Below are 15,957 nucleotides of genomic sequence, written 5' to 3' on the forward strand. Positions count from 1 at the left end.
CCAACTTCTCGGTAGCATATCAGTCTTGGCTACGGTTTTGTTATTATTCCCACTCAATTGTTGCTGGTGGTTTGCTAGTAATATCATACACGACACGGTTTACATTTTTAACTTCTTTTACCATGCGTTTTGAAATCTTTTCAAGCACATCCCAGTCGATTTTCGCAAAGTCTGATGACATTCCGTCTACACTGTGTACAGCACGGATTCCTACTGTGTAGTCATATGTTCTTTTATCATCTTTTACACCGACTGAACGGATACCTGGTAATATTGTAAAGTATTGCCAAATGCTCTTATTTAAGCCTGCTTTTTGAATTTCATCGCGTAAAATATAGTCTGTTTCACGAACGATTTCTAATTTTTCTTCTGTCACTTCTCCGAGGACACGGATACCTAAACCTGGTCCTGGGAATGGTTGACGCCATACGAGTTCTTCAGGAATACCTAACTCAAGCCCTAATTGGCGCACTTCGTCTTTAAAGAGCGTCGCGATTGGTTCGATGAGTTTAAATTCCATATCTTCTGGTAATCCACCAACGTTATGGTGTGACTTAATTGTTTCTGACGTTTCAGATCCCGATTCAACGACGTCTGAATAAATCGTACCTTGTGCAAGATAGTCAATATCTTTAAGTTTCGCCGCTTCATCGTCAAATACGTAAATAAATTCGTTACCGATAATTTTACGCTTTTGCTCTGGATCAGATACACCTTTTAATTTTCCTAAGAAACGGTCTTGTGCGTCGACTTTAATGATGTTGATATTAAATCCTTTACCGAACGCTTCCATTACCATTTCCGCTTCACCTTTACGAAGTAAGCCGTGGTCTACAAAGATACATGTTAAGTTGTCGCCAATTGCCTTTTGCATAAGTACCGCAACAACTGATGAATCTACTCCACCACTCATCGCACAGATTACTTTTTTGTCGCCAACTTCTTCACGAATTTTCTCAACTTCGATGTCGATAAAGTTACCCATCGTCCATTCACCGTGACATTCACAAATATCTCTTACGAAGTTTTCGATGAATGTATCACCATTCTCTGTTGATTTTGATTCTGGGTGGAACTGAATACCGTAAATAGGTTTTGATTTATGCTGAATTGCTGCGTATTTTGAGTCTTTCGTACTTCCGATGATCTCATAGTCATCACCGATTGACGCCACTTCGTCGTGGTAACTCATCGCAACGTTAACTTCTTTGTCTAATCCTTTAAATAATGGACTTTCAGTATTAAGTTCAATCGTATCAACACCTGAAAATGCGTTGTCTAATGGTTTTACTTCTCCACCGTTATTGTATGCAATTAACTGCATACCATACGTGACACCGAGAACTGGTATTCCTAAGTCAAAAATACCTTTATCAACAGTATATGCATCTTCTTCGTATACTGATTTTGGTCCACCTGATAATACGATACCTTTAGGATTTAGTTCTTTAATTTCTTCTAAAGTAATACTTGGATTACGTAATTCACTATATACACCTAAATCACGAATACGACGTGTTAAAAGCATGTTATATTGACTACCGTAATCTATTACAATAATAAGTTCTTGTTCTTTTGCCATTTCCATAAGTTTATAGCCTCTCTCTTAAATAGAGTAGTTCGGAGCTTCTTTAGTAACTTGAACGTTATGTGGGTGACTTTCGATAAGTCCAGCTGACGTAATACGTGTGAATCGACTGTTTTCTCTTAATGCTTTAAGGTCTTTAGAGCCTGTGTAACCCATACCTGAACGTAATCCACCCATTAACTGATAAATTGTATCTGCTACAGGTCCTTTGTACTCTGTACGACCTTCGATACCTTCAGGAACGTATTTAGTCGCTTCTTTTTCATCTTGGAAGTAACGGTCACTTGAACCTTGTTCCATTGCACCGAGCGATCCCATACCACGATATGTTTTATAACGACGACCTTGGAACATTTCAATTTCACCTGGAGATTCTGTCGTACCTGCGAGTAAACTACCTAGCATTACGACATGTCCGCCTGCTGCTAAAGCTTTAACGATATCTCCTGATAATTTAATACCACCATCTGCGATGATTGATTTACCATGTTTACGTGCTTCAGTTGCACAGTCATAAATTGCAGTGATTTGTGGTACACCAACACCTGTAACGACACGCGTTGTACAAATAGATCCTGGTCCAATACCTACTTTAACTGCGTCAACACCCGCTTCAATTAAAGCTCTCGTACCTTCAGCTGTGGCAACGTTTCCTGCGATTACTTCGACTTCTGGATATTCTTCAACAATCTTTTTGATTGCGTTTAAAACGCCTGCTGAATGTCCGTGTGCTGTGTCGATAACTAACGCATCTACACCAGCTTTTACTAATTCTTCAATACGTTTGTCTGTATCTCTAGAAATACCAACTGCTGCAGCTACAAGTAAGCGTCCATGCTCATCTTTAGCAGCATTTGGGAATTCGATGACTTTTTCGATGTCTTTAATCGTAATTAAACCTTTTAATACGTTGTTTTCATCGACAATTGGAAGCTTTTCAATACGATGTTGTTGAAGAATGCTCTGTGCATCTTCTAACGTAGTACCTTCTGGTGCTGTAATCAGATTTTCTTTAGTCATTACGTCATCAATTACTACTGAATAGTCTGTAATAAAACGTAAGTCACGATTTGTTAGGATGCCAATGAGTTTTTTCTCTTCTGGATTATTTACAATTGGAACACCTGAAATACGATATTTACCCATTAAATGTTCAGCCGCGAATACTTTTTCTTCTTTTGTTAAGAAGAATGGATCTGTAATTACACCGTTTTCTGAACGTTTAACTTTCTCTACTTCTTCGCATTGTGCTTCGATTGACATATTTTTGTGAATAACACCTAAACCACCTTGGCGTGCAATCGCAATCGCCATTTTAGACTCTGTAACAGTATCCATACCTGCAGAGATTATTGGAATGCCGAGCTTAATTTTGTCAGTCAGTTGCACACTTGTGTCTACTTCTCTTGGTAGAATTTCTGAATGAGCTGGCATAAGTAGTACGTCGTCAAACGTCAATCCTTCTTTAGTAAATTTGTTTTCCCACATTGAACTAGCCTCCTAAAATAGATTAGTACTATTATAGACCAGTCTAAAACGTATTTAAAGTATATTATTTTCAAGATTAAATATTTTAAATTGTCTAAATTGTGTATGAATTTAATTATATCTGTTTACATGAATTTATTTAGGGTAAATATAAGTATGACTATAAAATAAACGAGGTGTTCTATTATGGAACAAAATAGAAATATAGAAGTGTTTGATGATATCGGTAACGTAAGTAAAAGAGTACAACAATTAAGACACGAAGGTGTCGATGAAAGACGTGTCATTCTTTTCTCAAAACATTCTCCTCCGACAGAATTTACTCGCGAGCATGATGTAGAAATTCGTATGGGAGAAGGAAATTTATGGCAAAAGTTTGAGTCTTTATTTACTGATAAAGACGGCGAAGAGCGAGCTACTGAAGATTTACAATTTACTCCTTATGAAGAAACAGAGTTTAGTAACGCTATGGATGCTGATCAATACGTACTTTATATTCCGTATCAGAGTATAGCGCAAGTACAACTTGAAGATGAAGAAAAAATCGATCTAAGTAAAAGAGACAATTACTAAAATTAATGAAAAAGAAGAGACGTTAATTTGAGCTGCACCCCTAAAGTTGGACACTAAAATCCAACTTTAGGGTAGCACATCAATTCGTATCTTCTTTTTCATTTACAAATAAATATTCCTCTCGTATCGAGTAATTAAAGCGCTTTAAAAAGTTTCGATATTCTTTTAATGATTTACGTTTTCCAGGGTGACGCGGAATCGTTACTTTGTTATGACGTTTTAAAAATAGATAATAGCTCTCACATAGATGGTCTGTAAATCCAGTAAATAGTTGATGTTGATATCGTTTGTATAACGCATCATTGTGTTTTAATAAATGTTCAACTTCTTCATACATCTTAATAATTCGATTTACTTCTTTAATCAGTTGGTTGTTAATTTCTTCATCCATTTCTAAAAACTGGAACACTTCTTTATACATACTGCTAATTCCGCTTTTAATAATATCGATACAATAATCACAGTAACGCTTTACTTCGTCGCAGCTGCTTTCACGTTTCTTGCATTCTAAAATATCACATATCAATAATCGATCATTTAACGACTTCATCAATATGCCTCACTATTTTAAAAAATAATAAAATCCGGACAGATGCAGTCGTCCAACTGTTGTATTGTAATTAACATCGTAGTGACTAAATATAACATTCTCATTAAATATCTCTCCTCTTAATTTAAATGATTGTAAATTTAAATCGATTATAGCAGAGCGTATTTTAAATGTTATCGATTAATTTTAATCTATTCGTATACGAATATTGCTTAATCTTTGCTTGATTTTCTCATTTGGATAATCTTTTAATAAGCATTTCATATACGTGAATTGATCATGTAGTAAGGGGTCCTTTGTATTCATGTATAACAACAGTCGTGAATACTCGATGTCTGTTTTTAAATACGTCGACTCGAATTGCTTTTGTAGCGCTGTTGCATTGTCTAACTCTCTTTTTACAAGATGAAACCATCCTTTACGGCAATAAATTGCTGCTAAGTTACCATAAACTCTTATGATATGTTTAAAGTTTTGTCGAGTAACAAGGACATTTTTGATAACATGATTCGCTTTTTTAAAATGTTGAAACGCTTCTCGTCCTAACTGTAACTCTATAATCCCTATCATTAAATGAATCTCTGCGAGTATCACGTCGATAGGATTGTATATTTCTAGCATTGATTTAGCTTCTTGTAACAAGTGGATTGCACGAACTAAATCGTCTGCTCTATAGCTTAAAAGTGCTTCATGGTATATACAATATGTATTTAAGTATGAATTTTTCTCACGTATGTAGCTTGGAATACCTTCAAGTACTTCTTTCATTTTAGTAAAATCTTTATGTTTCCTTGCGTCATCTAATTGCTTTCTCGGACTAATTAAATCGAGTTGCATTATGAATTCTTCTCTGTCGATATCTAACGTTTCTAACAAGGCAAAAAACTCTCGTACACTTCCCGTATCGTGTCCATTTTCAATGCGTGAAATCACCGTTTGACTAATTGAACTCTCAAGAGATAAATCGTGCTGAGTCCATTTGAGTCGTTGTCGTTTATCTTTTAAATAGAACATCAATTCTTTCAACATTATTTTTACCTCATAAATATATTTGATATAAACATATCCTATAAATTATAAAAGTACAACTTATAACAGAGCGAGTTATCATATAGACGATTATGGTATCATTTAAGTACATAGATCAATAATAGGGGTTGAAATGATGACGCTATATACATTCCAAGACGAAAAATCGCTCGTTGATAAAATTACTGAATTAAAATTAAATTTTATTAAGACGCGCCAAATGACTGTAGTCAGTAATAAACGACCAACGAAAGAATTTAAACATAATACAGATGTTGAATTTGTAAAAGGTGATGGAACGATATGGGAAAGAACCGTTGGAGGGCTTTTTAACAAATCTCCAGAATCACTCATATCACGCCGCTTTAACCTAGATGGCGAGAGTTTAAATACGTATCATGAAGCACTTATAAACGGTGAGTTTATACTTATTATCAATGATGGTAAAAAAGAAGTCGAAATAGATGATGAAACAGATTTAAAGCCAAAATCTGAGGCGAATCACGTATTAGAAGATGAAGAATTTGTAGAAATACTGGATAGCTATGGGCTGAACTCTGAGCGTTCATTTATAGAAGGGAATAATAAAAAAACGAAGAGAGGATAATATCCTCTCTTCGTTTTTTATGGTTGCGGGTTTACATCTTTTGGAATCGGGTTTTCATATGGTTGTTTTTTTAGTTTTTCTTCGTGTTCTTCTTTCATTTCACTTAGAAGTGTTTCGTCATGAAGTACGTGAACTGCTGTATTTGCCATGACTCTCGCTGCTCTGTACATCCCTTTAAATGCATAACTTGACAGTCCTTGCGCTGTCATTTGCCACGTATGAAGTGGTGTTCCAAATGCTGACGTTGCTGCAGATATTTGTGCAGTTGGAGTGACCCAACTTACATCTGCAACGTCTGTTGATCCGAGCATTACCTTGCCCGTTACAACGTAATCATGAACGACGTCACTTAATGGTTTTCCGATTACTTTTTCGCCATCTACAACCGCACCAAAACTCTCATTGGCTTTAATTGCTCCTTCTTTTTCACTATCTGAAAGTGTATCGACAATTTTTTGAGCGAATTTGAGTTCTTCATCTGTAAAAGTAATTTCCGCTTCTTCTCTTTTAAGATAATCGTATATTACCGCTTCAAGTGCGCGGTTCGGTTCGTAGTCTGAACATGCTTTTTGAATTTCAAATGACGTTTCTGTTTCTGTCATTAATGCAGCACCTTGAGCTATTTTTTTAACACGTTCAAATAATTCACGTGTTTCTTTTAACGTTTCTGCACGGATTAAATACAGCACTTCTGCGTCTGATTGAACGACGTTAGGAGACGTTCCTCCTGTATTTAACACTGCGTAATGGACACGCGCCGTGTCACTCATATGTTCACGCATATAGTTAACGCCAACGTTCATAAGTTCTACAGCGTCTAACGCACTACGACCAAGTTCAGGAGATTGTGCAGCGTGTGCACTCGTACCTTTAAATTTAAACTTCACTTGATAGTTTGCGAGTGTTTTGTTCATCATTACAGCGTTAATTGGCGCTGGATGCCAACAAAATGCATAATCTAAATCATCAAATACGCCTTCACGACTCATAAATGTTTTACCAGATCCGCCTTCTTCTCCTGGTGTTCCGTAGTAAATTACAGTTCCTTCTAGATTATTAGCTTCGAGATATTCTTTTACAGCGATTGCTGCAGCAAGTGACCCGATACCGAGTAGGTTATGTCCACAACCGTGACCATTCCCTCCATCTTCAATAGGACTATGCTCAGCAATGCCTGGCTCTTGACTTAAACCAGATAATGCATCGAATTCTCCAAGAAAACCAATGACTGGTTTCCCAGAACCAAATTTTCCTAAAAATGCCGTATCGATATTTGCGACATTTTCTTCAACTTCGAATCCTTCATGTTTTAACGTTTCGATTAACTTTTTTGATGAATTATATTCTTGAAAGCGCGTCTCTGGATGTTCAAATATATACGTACTAACCTCGTTTAAAAATTTTGATTTTGACTCAATAATATCTTTTATAAATTCTTCATGTTTCATTAATTTCAAATCCTTCATTTTAACTCATTTAAAATATTAATAAATGTCGTAATCGCAACTTCTAGAACTGCTTCATCAACATCAAACGACGGATGATGGTGACCGTACTTTAAGTGATATGGAAAAATTAAATACGTCGCTTTCCCATTATTCTCCTGAACAATATTTATAAATACTGCTGCATCTTCCGATGCGTCCATAGACACTTCATCGACAATTGTTTTTACAGCGTCATTACTTACAGTCGCACTTTTCACAATATCGATCATCTCTTTAGAACATGTCGCACTCGGTGCAAATCCTTCAACCGTAATTTTACTCTCACAGCCGTACATCTTTGCACCGTTTTCGATAATCTCTTTTGCACGTTCAAACATATATTCATTTAACTGTGTCGTTTCTCCACGTGACTCACATTCGAGTTTTGCATAATCCGGTATAATATTTCTACCTTGTCCTGCTTGCAGTATACCGACGTTTAGCCTTGTTGCACCTTCTCTATGTGGTGCGATCGTATTTAATGATAAAGCAATCGCTGATGCTGCGAGAAGTGCGTTGTTGCCGTCTTGCGGATTAGACCCCGCGTGAGATGACTGACCGAAAAGCTCAACGTTGAACTTTGTACTTGCTAAAAAGTTTGTCGCCGTCGCTCCTACTGTACCGACTTCTTCGCTGATTGTCCCGACGTGTCCACTTAAAAAGTAGTCCGCATCATCTAACCAACCTTTTTTAGCATAACTTGCCGCACCTCTAACACCTTCTTCAGAGTTTTGAAATATAATTGTGTACTTTCCTGTTAACTCATCGATATGTTCGTCGATATACGTCGCTACGCTAATTCCAATCGCTGCATGAGCGTCATGACCACAAGCATGCATCTCACCGTCATGTTTCGACTGAAATCCTTCTTTAAACGGAACGTGTTCAATCTCATTACTTTCCTTAATTGGTAACGCGTCGATATCAAATCGAAGGACCACATGAGGTCCTTTTTGATTTGTATCGATTGTCGCAACTACACCTGTTTTATACGGGTGTAGTTTTTCTAGAAATGAACACGGTACTCCGTAATCTAATGCACGTTGATATGTGTTTGCCATTACGTCATCACTCGGTAAACCGACTTGCCTGTCGATATCGAGTGCGTCGTCTCCAACATATAAATTAAAGTTTGTTTGAGACAGTCTTTCATAAATTAAGTATGTCGTAATATACTCTGTAAATCCAACTTCTGGAACTTGATGTAGTAACCTACGATTTTCTTTTGCATACTTAATTAGCTCGTCCATAAATATCCCTTCTATCCTCTAGATTCTAATAACGTATATGCACCTGGTCCGAGTGGCAGGCCTGTATAGTAGAACACTAATAGTAATATGATCCATGCAAATAAGAATGAGAATGCGTATGGAATCATTAATGACATATATGTTCCAATATTTGAATTTTTATCGTAACGTCTCATAAATGAAATAATAACAATCATTAAAGGATACAGTGGTGTTACGATGTTCATACTAGAGTCTGCGATTCTGTATGCTGCTTGTACAAATGCTGGGTCATAACCGAGTTGCATAAACATCGGTATAAATACCGGTGCTTCTAATGCCCATTTTGCTGATCCTGAAGTAATTAAGAAGTTTAATAAACCAGTAAATATGACATATAGAATAATTAGCGGAATACCTGTGAATTGGATACTTTCAAAGAATGCTGCACCGTTTACTGCTAACCAAATTGCTAAGTTAGACCAGTTAAAGTACGCGATGAACTGAGCAATCGCAAACACTAATACGATATAAGGTGCCATATCTTTTATCGCTTCCGCCATTTTATTAGTGACATCTGTTGAAGTCTTTAACACTTTTGTCGTAAAGCCAAACGTCACACCAACAATCATGAACCATACTAAAATAACAGGTACAATTCCTTTTAATAATGGAGAATTTAAAAATCCACCGTCTTCTCCTGCTAAATATGAGTTTGGTAAGAAGAATCCACCAACGATAAGTCCCCAGTAAATAACTGATGCGATTACCGCTAATAACACACCGCGTCCACCATTTTGAACTTCAGTTTCTTCTTCATCTTCTACTGCACCTTCATATGTACCGAGTCTTGGCTCAATGAATCTTGTTGTAATTAACCCACCGATAATCGTTAGCATAAATACTGATACTACGTTAAAGAAGTAGTTATCTAATGGAGTCACTACAAATTCTGGATCAATAATTCTCGCCGCTTCTGTAGAAATACCAGAAAGTAATACGTCTGTACCCGCGACTAATAAGTTCGCTGTAAATCCGGCACCTGCACCCGCGAAACCTGCTGCAAGACCAGCAAGTGGGTGACGACCTACTTTATAGAACACGAGCGCAGCGAGTGGTGGAATGATAACTGCGGAAGCATCTGACGCAATGTTCCCCATAATACCAACAAACACAACTGTATACGTAAGTATAAATGGTGGTGCTTTAAGTAATGTTTTTCTAATTACATAATCAAAAAATCCGACTTTTTCTACAAGTCCGACACCGAGCATCATCGCTAAAACAAGACCAAGTGGTGCGAATCCTGTAAAGTTCGTCACTGTCTCAGTTAATATAAATTCAATACCCTCACGTGACAGTAAACTTTTAACTTCAACAACTTCACCTGTTGAAGGGTGTACTGTTGATGCACCAAGACTTGTTGCAATAACTGATATAACAACTATTAAGACTGCAAATATTAAAAATAGTACAAAGGGATCCGGTAAACGTGATCCAATTTTTTCAATCACGTCTAACGTTCTTTGAAATAGACTTTTCTTCGTGTTTTCCATGGAATACACCTCCACTTATAGTTATAGTAATCATAAAATATTTTTAGCCTATAAAGCAATCGTTTTCAAAATAAAACAGAAAAAAATACCCTCGCTGTAACCTCTAGTACAGTGAGGGTGTTAAGATTAAGCTTCTTCTTTAATGAAAGGAAGTAATCCCATGTGACGTGCACGTTTAATTGCAGTTGTTAACTGACGTTGATACTTCGCTGAAGTACCTGTAACACGTCTTGGTAAAATTTTACCACGTTCTGAAATGAATTTTTTCAGAAGATCTACTTCTTTATAGTCGATGTGCGTAATTCCGTTTGCAGTAAAGTAGCAAACTTTTCTACGACGACGACCGCCTCTTCTTGGACCTGCCATAGTAATCCTCCTCTTGATTATAGATTCACTATCGATGTGTGTGATCGATATTCGTATCTATAACTACATATTCAAAACGTGTATAGTAGTGTGTTTTTATGTGCTTTACTATTATATAGTGTTTAATTTTTAATGTCAATTTTCTTTTACGCGGATAAATAGCATCATTACAAAACTAATTGTAATAATGGAAATCACCCACATCCAAGCGAGTGTCATGTTACCAGATTGAATCGCTGAGTATACTGCTGTAGGTAACGTTTGTGTTTTACCAGGGATATTACCTGCAAACATTAACGTCGCTCCGAATTCACCGAGTGCACGTGCGAAACTTAACATCGCACCTGTAATGAGTAAATTTTTTGACAGCGGGATAATTATTTTAAAAAATATACGTGCTTCTGAATTCCCATCAACACGTGCCGCTTCAATAATATGTTGGTCGATTGATAAAAAACCATTTTTCGCCGATTGATACATTAAAGGGAATGCAACAACCGTACTCGCGATAATTGCTGCATATATCGTAAAGAGTACTCCGTGATCAAAAATCATATGTATCAGCTGACCGATATACGACTTTTTACCAAATACGATAATGAGTATAAATCCAACTACTGTTGGTGGAAGTACAATTGGCAACATGAGTATCGTTTCTAAAACGACTTTACCTTTAAATTGATACTTCGTCATGAGACGCGCTGCAAGTACACCAAATATAAATGCAAGTATAAGTGCAACTGACGCCACTTTTAGCGATAAAATTACCGGGGTCCAAAAGGCCATATCAGTAATATTCATATAAACCCTACTCTACAGTAAAACCGTACTTTTTAAAGATATCTAATACAGCGTCACTATTTAAGAAATCATAAAATTCCTTTACTGATTCAGACTCACTTAGTGTCCCAATCGGATAAATGATCGGTTTATGTGTGTCGCTACCAAATTCATCGACGATATCGACTTTGTCTTTTTCAGTTTCAGCATCTGTTTCATAAACAACCCCAGCGTCTACTTCACCTTGAGCAACGTAAGTGAGTACTGCACGTACATCACTTGCATATATAAATTTACTCTCTAATTCATCAAACAAATTAAGAGATGTGAACGCTTCTTTTGCATACTTTCCTGCTGGTACTGTTTCTACCTCACCAATTGCGATTTGTGATACGTATTTTAAATCATCAATTGAATTTACAGTACCGTCTTCAGGACGAATTAAAACGAGTTTGTTTTCAAGGTAATCTTTCTTTTCAAAAATTAACCCTTCGTCATCGACTTGTTTAAAATCATCTTGTGACGCTGAAATAAATAGATCAACTGGTGCACCTTTTAAAATCTGTTCACGTAACGCGCCTGAACCACCATAGTTGACATCGATTTTTACGTCACTTTCTTTGTTGTACTCTTCGATTACTTCATTTAGCGCATCTTGTAAACTTGCTGCTGCAGATACTGTAATCGTTTCTGCTTTTGTCTCTTTTTTACTTTCTTGTTTTGAATCATTACTACAAGCAGTTAATACTAATACAAAAATAAGTGAGATTAAGAATAGTATTCTTTTCATTTAAATAATATACCCATACTCAGAGAATACATCTAAACTATCGTTTGATAATAGGTAACTATAAACAGTTCGTGTGCTACTCTCGAGCTCTTCCTTTTTTATAATTCCTACTTTGTAGATATACGGTTCAACAATGTTACGTGGTAATCGTTTCAGGACATGATAATCTTCATCTGTTTCAACTTCTGATAGATATAAGACTCCAACAGATGCATTGTTATTTGCAATGTCTTGTTTTACATCGTCTACACTATCGCCGAGAATTAGATTGTCTGTCGTGCTTACATCTTTAAATTCATCGTCTTCAAATACTTTTTTGCTCAACTCACCCTCTTCATAAAGCTCAGGGTTTAAGATAGCAATACGCGTATCTTCATCGATATCTGATGTCTTTTGAATATCTGGTGAATCTACTTTTGTAAATAATACAAGCTCATCCATCATGCCAACACCAGTGTCTTTATGTTCGATTAATTTTTCATCAATCATTTCATTTACAATATCTTCTGTTGTAAATACAATTGCATTTTTATCATTATTGATTGTTTCATCAATCATTTCATCATTTTTTAAATATTTAACGTCGAGAATGATGTCTTCATGACTTTCTTGGAAGTTTTTCGCAATTTCCTCAAATGGTTCTTGTAAGTTTTCACGTACATATATCGTTACAACTTCTGGTTCTATCGTTTTTACTTTTTCTTCTTCTTTTTCTTCTACCGTTTTGTCTTTACTCGGCGGCTCCTCTTTATTTGAAGATGAATTATTTTGACATGCGACCAATACAAATGTCACCGACATAAGTACAAATAGTATGATCGACTGTCTTTTATTTATAAAACTCATAACTAAACTCCTTAAAAAATAGCATTAAACACACTATATAAATATTTTAAAATAACTTATGTAAAAAAATAAACCGAGACGATTGTCTCGGTTTGCACACACCGAAATCCACACATTGATTTCAGTTTTAACACTACTAATACACATACAATTCGTAGTTATAAAATTAAATTCTCTATGTTAGAACGGTAAATCGTCTTCACTAATGTCTACGTTTCCTGTAGAATTCGCAAATGGATTCTCAGGTGGACGTGAACCGTAAGATTGATTTCCGCTGTTATACGGCTCAGAATAACTTTCTGCCGCATGACTTGCCTGATTACTGCTGTTTTGTCGATTTTTCGGTTCTAAGAACTGAACACTGTCACATACTACTTCTGTAACATATACTCTTTGGCCTTCTTTGTTTTCGTAGCTACGTGATTGGAGTCTTCCATCAACGCCTACTAAACTACCTTTTTGAACGTAGTTTTTAACGTTTTCTGCTTGTTTTCTAAATACAACACAGTTGATAAAGTCAGCACCACGTTCTCCGTTTCTGTCAGTAAATGGTCTGTTGACTGCTAAGGTAAAGTTACCTACTTGTACACCACTTTGACCAGCGCGGAGTTCAGGATCTCTTGTGAGACGGCCAACTAAAACGACACGATTCAGCATGTAATCATCTCCATTTTCTATTCATTACTTTTCTTCGCGTTCTTCGTCGCGAACTACGATGTGACGAATGATGTCGTTGCTGATTTTAGCAAGACGGTCAAACTCGTCAACTGCTTTTGAATCTTCTGCATCTAATTTAATAATTTGGTATAAACCGTCTTTGTAGTCTTCGATTTCGTAAGCTAAACGACGTTTACCCCACTCTTTAGATTCGATGATTTCAGCACCGTTAGAAGTAAGCACTTCGTCAAAACACTCAACGAGTTGTTTTACTGCATCTTCTTCTAAATCCGGACGTACGATATATAAAATCTCGTATGCTCTTTTCATCTTTACACCTCCTTATGGACTTTGCGGCCAAAACATTCGTTTTGGCAAGGAATAATTTTCATTACTCACAATCAGATATTATACCAGTTAGGTTTACGAAATACAATTGTTAATGTGAGATATTCTTTTATATTTAACTATTAAATCACTCATAATATTTATCATATGAAATAATTGAATGTTTTATACGTTTAATAAATTCCTTATCACTACTCACAACATCCAATACATCTGTAGTTATATAAACAATGAAATTTTTATTATAAAAATAAAGATAATTATCTTCAGCATCTAATGATTTCATATATTGATAATAATAACGAATTACCTCAGGACTTACATTTTTAATTTCAGCAAAAATATATTCAATTAAGTCGTCCTCTTCTGTATAGTTCACTTGTTTTAGTTTAAAATCATGTTTATTCTTAAACGCATCCATATAACTTTTTAATTTTAAATTTAATATTTCTCGTGATAATCCATTAATTGAGTAACTGTCTAGATAAAAGATATGAAAGGATTCATCTTCTTTAAATAAACTTATAATAAAGTTAAAAATATATTCATTTACACAATCAAAATCGAATCTTACTCTATTTGTTTTTCTTGCATGCAGGTAAGGACTAATGTTGGTTTGACTAAGAATCAATGTTAAATGGTGTATTCATCTAGTAACCCCTCTATAAATTTATAATTATTATAAACCTACATTTAAAATTAATAAATTAAAAACTGCATCATTTAGTGATGCAGTTATTGACTAGTGTTTATACGTTAAATCTAAAGTGCACGACGTCTCCGTCTTGCATAATATAATCTTTTCCTTCTAATCGTGATTTACCCGCTTCTTTTACAGCCGCTTCACTTCCTAGTTCTACGAGATCATCGTAACTCATTACTTCCGCACGGATAAATCCTTTTTGGAAATCTGTATGGATAATTCCAGCACATTCTGGTGCAGTCATCCCTTTTTTAAACGTCCATGCGCGTACTTCTTGAACGCCCGCTGTGAAGTATGTCGCAAGTCCTAATAAGTCGTATGTTTGACGAATTAATTTATCAAGTCCTGATTCTTCAAGTCCGAGTGCTTCTAAAAATTCGTTTTTATCTTCATCGTCGAGTACTGCCATTTCTTCTTCGACACGCGCAGATACTGGTACAACTTGTGCATCTTCCGCTTTTGCGTAATCGATGATTTTCTTTAAATATTCGTTGTTTTCTAAATCAGCTAATTCATCTTCAGCAACGTTTGCCACGTATATAATTGGCTTTTGTGTTAAGAAGTTTAAATGTTTTACAACTGCTTTTTCTTCAGCTGTCAGTGAAACTGAGCGTACTGGTTTGTTTTCTTCAAGTGCGACTTTAATTTTAGTTAATACATCTGTTTCAAACATTGCGTCCTTATCTTTTTGACGTGCCATTTTTTCAACACGTGGTAAGCGTCTTTCGATGCTTTCTAAGTCAGCAAAAATTAACTCCATATTAATTACTTCGATGTCATCAATTGGATCGACTCTACCTGAAACGTGTGTAATGTTGTCGTCATCGAATGCACGAACAACCTGACAAATTGCATCTACCTCACGGATGTGAGATAAGAATTTGTTACCTAAACCTTCCCCTTTTGATGCACCTTTTACGATACCTGCGATATCTGTAAATTCAAATGCTGTTGGGACTGTCTTTTTTGGTACGACGATTTCAGTTAACTTATCAAGTCTTTCATCTGGTACGTCTACGATTCCGACGTTTGGGTCGATTGTTGCGAATGGATAGTTCGCAGCAAGTGCCCCTGCCTTAGTAATTGCGTTAAATAAAGTAGATTTACCAACGTTTGGTAATCCGACGATTCCTGCTGTTAATGCCATTATTTTCTCTCCTCAAATTAAAATTGTTTGACATGCTTTATACGTTTTATAAACTCTGGTCTCGGTAACATAATCGTACGATCACACGCTGTACATTTAATTTTGATATCTGCACCAAGACGCGTGACTTTAAATTCATTATTTCCACATGGATGTGGTTTTTTCATCTCAACAATACTGCCAAGCTGGAATTCTTTACTCATATATTTACCT

Annotated in this window: 18 protein-coding genes; 2 read left to right on the plus strand and 16 right to left on the minus strand. The window is 35.9% G+C overall.

All coding sequences use genetic code 11. The features are described from left to right. Positions 1–43 precede the first annotated feature (43 nt). Together guaA and guaB are read right to left on the minus strand one after the other, a co-directional pair. Complete coding sequence (gene guaA / locus CJ229_RS06110) at positions 44–1,588, minus strand: glutamine-hydrolyzing GMP synthase (RefSeq protein WP_070457180.1); 1,545 nt, start codon at positions 1,586–1,588, stop codon at positions 44–46. Positions 1,589–1,606: 18 nt separating this feature from the next. Continuing rightward, the gene (gene guaB / locus CJ229_RS06115; protein WP_068129028.1) at positions 1,607–3,076 is read right to left on the minus strand and encodes an IMP dehydrogenase; all 1,470 of its coding nucleotides are present in this window, start codon (positions 3,074–3,076) and stop codon (positions 1,607–1,609) included. Between the two features lie 186 nt (positions 3,077–3,262). Between guaB and CJ229_RS06120 the strand changes: the two genes are divergently transcribed. After that, the gene (locus CJ229_RS06120) at positions 3,263–3,649 is read left to right on the plus strand and encodes a general stress protein (RefSeq protein ID WP_068129030.1); all 387 of its coding nucleotides are present in this window, start codon (positions 3,263–3,265) and stop codon (positions 3,647–3,649) included. 79 nt (positions 3,650–3,728) lie between these two features. On the opposite strand, the gene CJ229_RS06125 is transcribed toward CJ229_RS06120, so the two are convergent. Together CJ229_RS06125 and CJ229_RS06130 are read right to left on the minus strand one after the other, a co-directional pair. Further along, positions 3,729–4,199, minus strand: coding sequence for a hypothetical protein (locus CJ229_RS06125; RefSeq protein WP_070622657.1), 471 nt, complete (start codon positions 4,197–4,199; stop codon positions 3,729–3,731). A gap of 186 nt (positions 4,200–4,385) precedes the next feature. Beyond that, complete coding sequence (locus tag CJ229_RS06130) at positions 4,386–5,228, minus strand: helix-turn-helix domain-containing protein (RefSeq protein WP_068129035.1); 843 nt, start codon at positions 5,226–5,228, stop codon at positions 4,386–4,388. A 133-nt stretch (positions 5,229–5,361) separates the two neighbouring features. Here CJ229_RS06130 and CJ229_RS06135 point away from each other — a divergent pair, with 133 nt between their 5' ends. Then, entirely contained in the window at positions 5,362–5,835 is a 474-nt protein-coding gene (locus CJ229_RS06135; RefSeq protein WP_143861254.1) for a general stress protein, read from the plus strand. A 17-nt stretch (positions 5,836–5,852) separates the two neighbouring features. Here the strand turns inward: CJ229_RS06135 and CJ229_RS06140 are convergent, their stop codons facing one another. The 12 genes from CJ229_RS06140 to CJ229_RS06195 all read right to left on the minus strand — a co-directional run bounded on the left by CJ229_RS06140 (position 5,853) and on the right by CJ229_RS06195 (position 15,947). Next, positions 5,853–7,283: a M20 family metallopeptidase gene (locus CJ229_RS06140; protein WP_257993670.1), complete on the minus strand. Its 1,431-nt coding sequence runs from the start codon at positions 7,281–7,283 to the stop codon at positions 5,853–5,855. Between the two features lie 14 nt (positions 7,284–7,297). After that, positions 7,298–8,572, minus strand: a complete 1,275-nt coding sequence (locus CJ229_RS06145) for an amidohydrolase (RefSeq protein WP_102167055.1) — start codon at positions 8,570–8,572, stop codon at positions 7,298–7,300. 11 nt (positions 8,573–8,583) lie between these two features. Next, entirely contained in the window at positions 8,584–10,107 is a 1,524-nt protein-coding gene (locus CJ229_RS06150; RefSeq protein WP_068129043.1) for an AbgT family transporter, read from the minus strand. 126 nt (positions 10,108–10,233) lie between these two features. After that, entirely contained in the window at positions 10,234–10,473 is a 240-nt protein-coding gene (rpsR, locus tag CJ229_RS06155) for a 30S ribosomal protein S18 (protein WP_040928931.1), read from the minus strand. Positions 10,474–10,608: 135 nt separating this feature from the next. Beyond that, positions 10,609–11,274 carry a molybdate ABC transporter permease subunit gene (gene modB / locus CJ229_RS06160; RefSeq protein ID WP_083286855.1) on the minus strand — a complete coding sequence of 222 codons (666 nt, stop codon included), beginning with the start codon at positions 11,272–11,274 and terminating at the stop codon, positions 10,609–10,611. Between the two features lie 7 nt (positions 11,275–11,281). After that, a complete protein-coding gene (gene modA / locus CJ229_RS06165) occupies positions 11,282–12,043 on the minus strand; it encodes a molybdate ABC transporter substrate-binding protein (RefSeq protein ID WP_102167056.1) in 762 nt (253 codons plus the stop codon). After that, on the minus strand, positions 12,044–12,889 hold the full coding sequence (gene modA / locus CJ229_RS06170; RefSeq protein ID WP_102167057.1) for a molybdate ABC transporter substrate-binding protein: 846 nt from the start codon (positions 12,887–12,889) through the stop codon (positions 12,044–12,046). Between the two features lie 180 nt (positions 12,890–13,069). Beyond that, positions 13,070–13,546: a single-stranded DNA-binding protein gene (ssb, locus tag CJ229_RS06175; RefSeq protein WP_068129049.1), complete on the minus strand. Its 477-nt coding sequence runs from the start codon at positions 13,544–13,546 to the stop codon at positions 13,070–13,072. A 24-nt stretch (positions 13,547–13,570) separates the two neighbouring features. Then, positions 13,571–13,876: a 30S ribosomal protein S6 gene (rpsF, locus tag CJ229_RS06180; RefSeq protein WP_102167058.1), complete on the minus strand. Its 306-nt coding sequence runs from the start codon at positions 13,874–13,876 to the stop codon at positions 13,571–13,573. Between the two features lie 145 nt (positions 13,877–14,021). After that, on the minus strand, positions 14,022–14,315 hold the full coding sequence (locus CJ229_RS06185) for a hypothetical protein (protein ID WP_317846532.1): 294 nt from the start codon (positions 14,313–14,315) through the stop codon (positions 14,022–14,024). A 328-nt stretch (positions 14,316–14,643) separates the two neighbouring features. Further along, positions 14,644–15,744, minus strand: a complete 1,101-nt coding sequence (ychF, locus tag CJ229_RS06190) for a redox-regulated ATPase YchF (protein ID WP_068129051.1) — start codon at positions 15,742–15,744, stop codon at positions 14,644–14,646. A 17-nt stretch (positions 15,745–15,761) separates the two neighbouring features. Further along, a complete protein-coding gene (locus CJ229_RS06195) occupies positions 15,762–15,947 on the minus strand; it encodes a DUF951 domain-containing protein (RefSeq protein ID WP_068129053.1) in 186 nt (61 codons plus the stop codon). Positions 15,948–15,957: the final 10 nt, after the last annotated feature.

Source organism: Nosocomiicoccus massiliensis (assembly GCF_002871345.2).
GTDB lineage: Bacteria > Bacillota > Bacilli > Staphylococcales > Salinicoccaceae > Nosocomiicoccus > Nosocomiicoccus ampullae_A.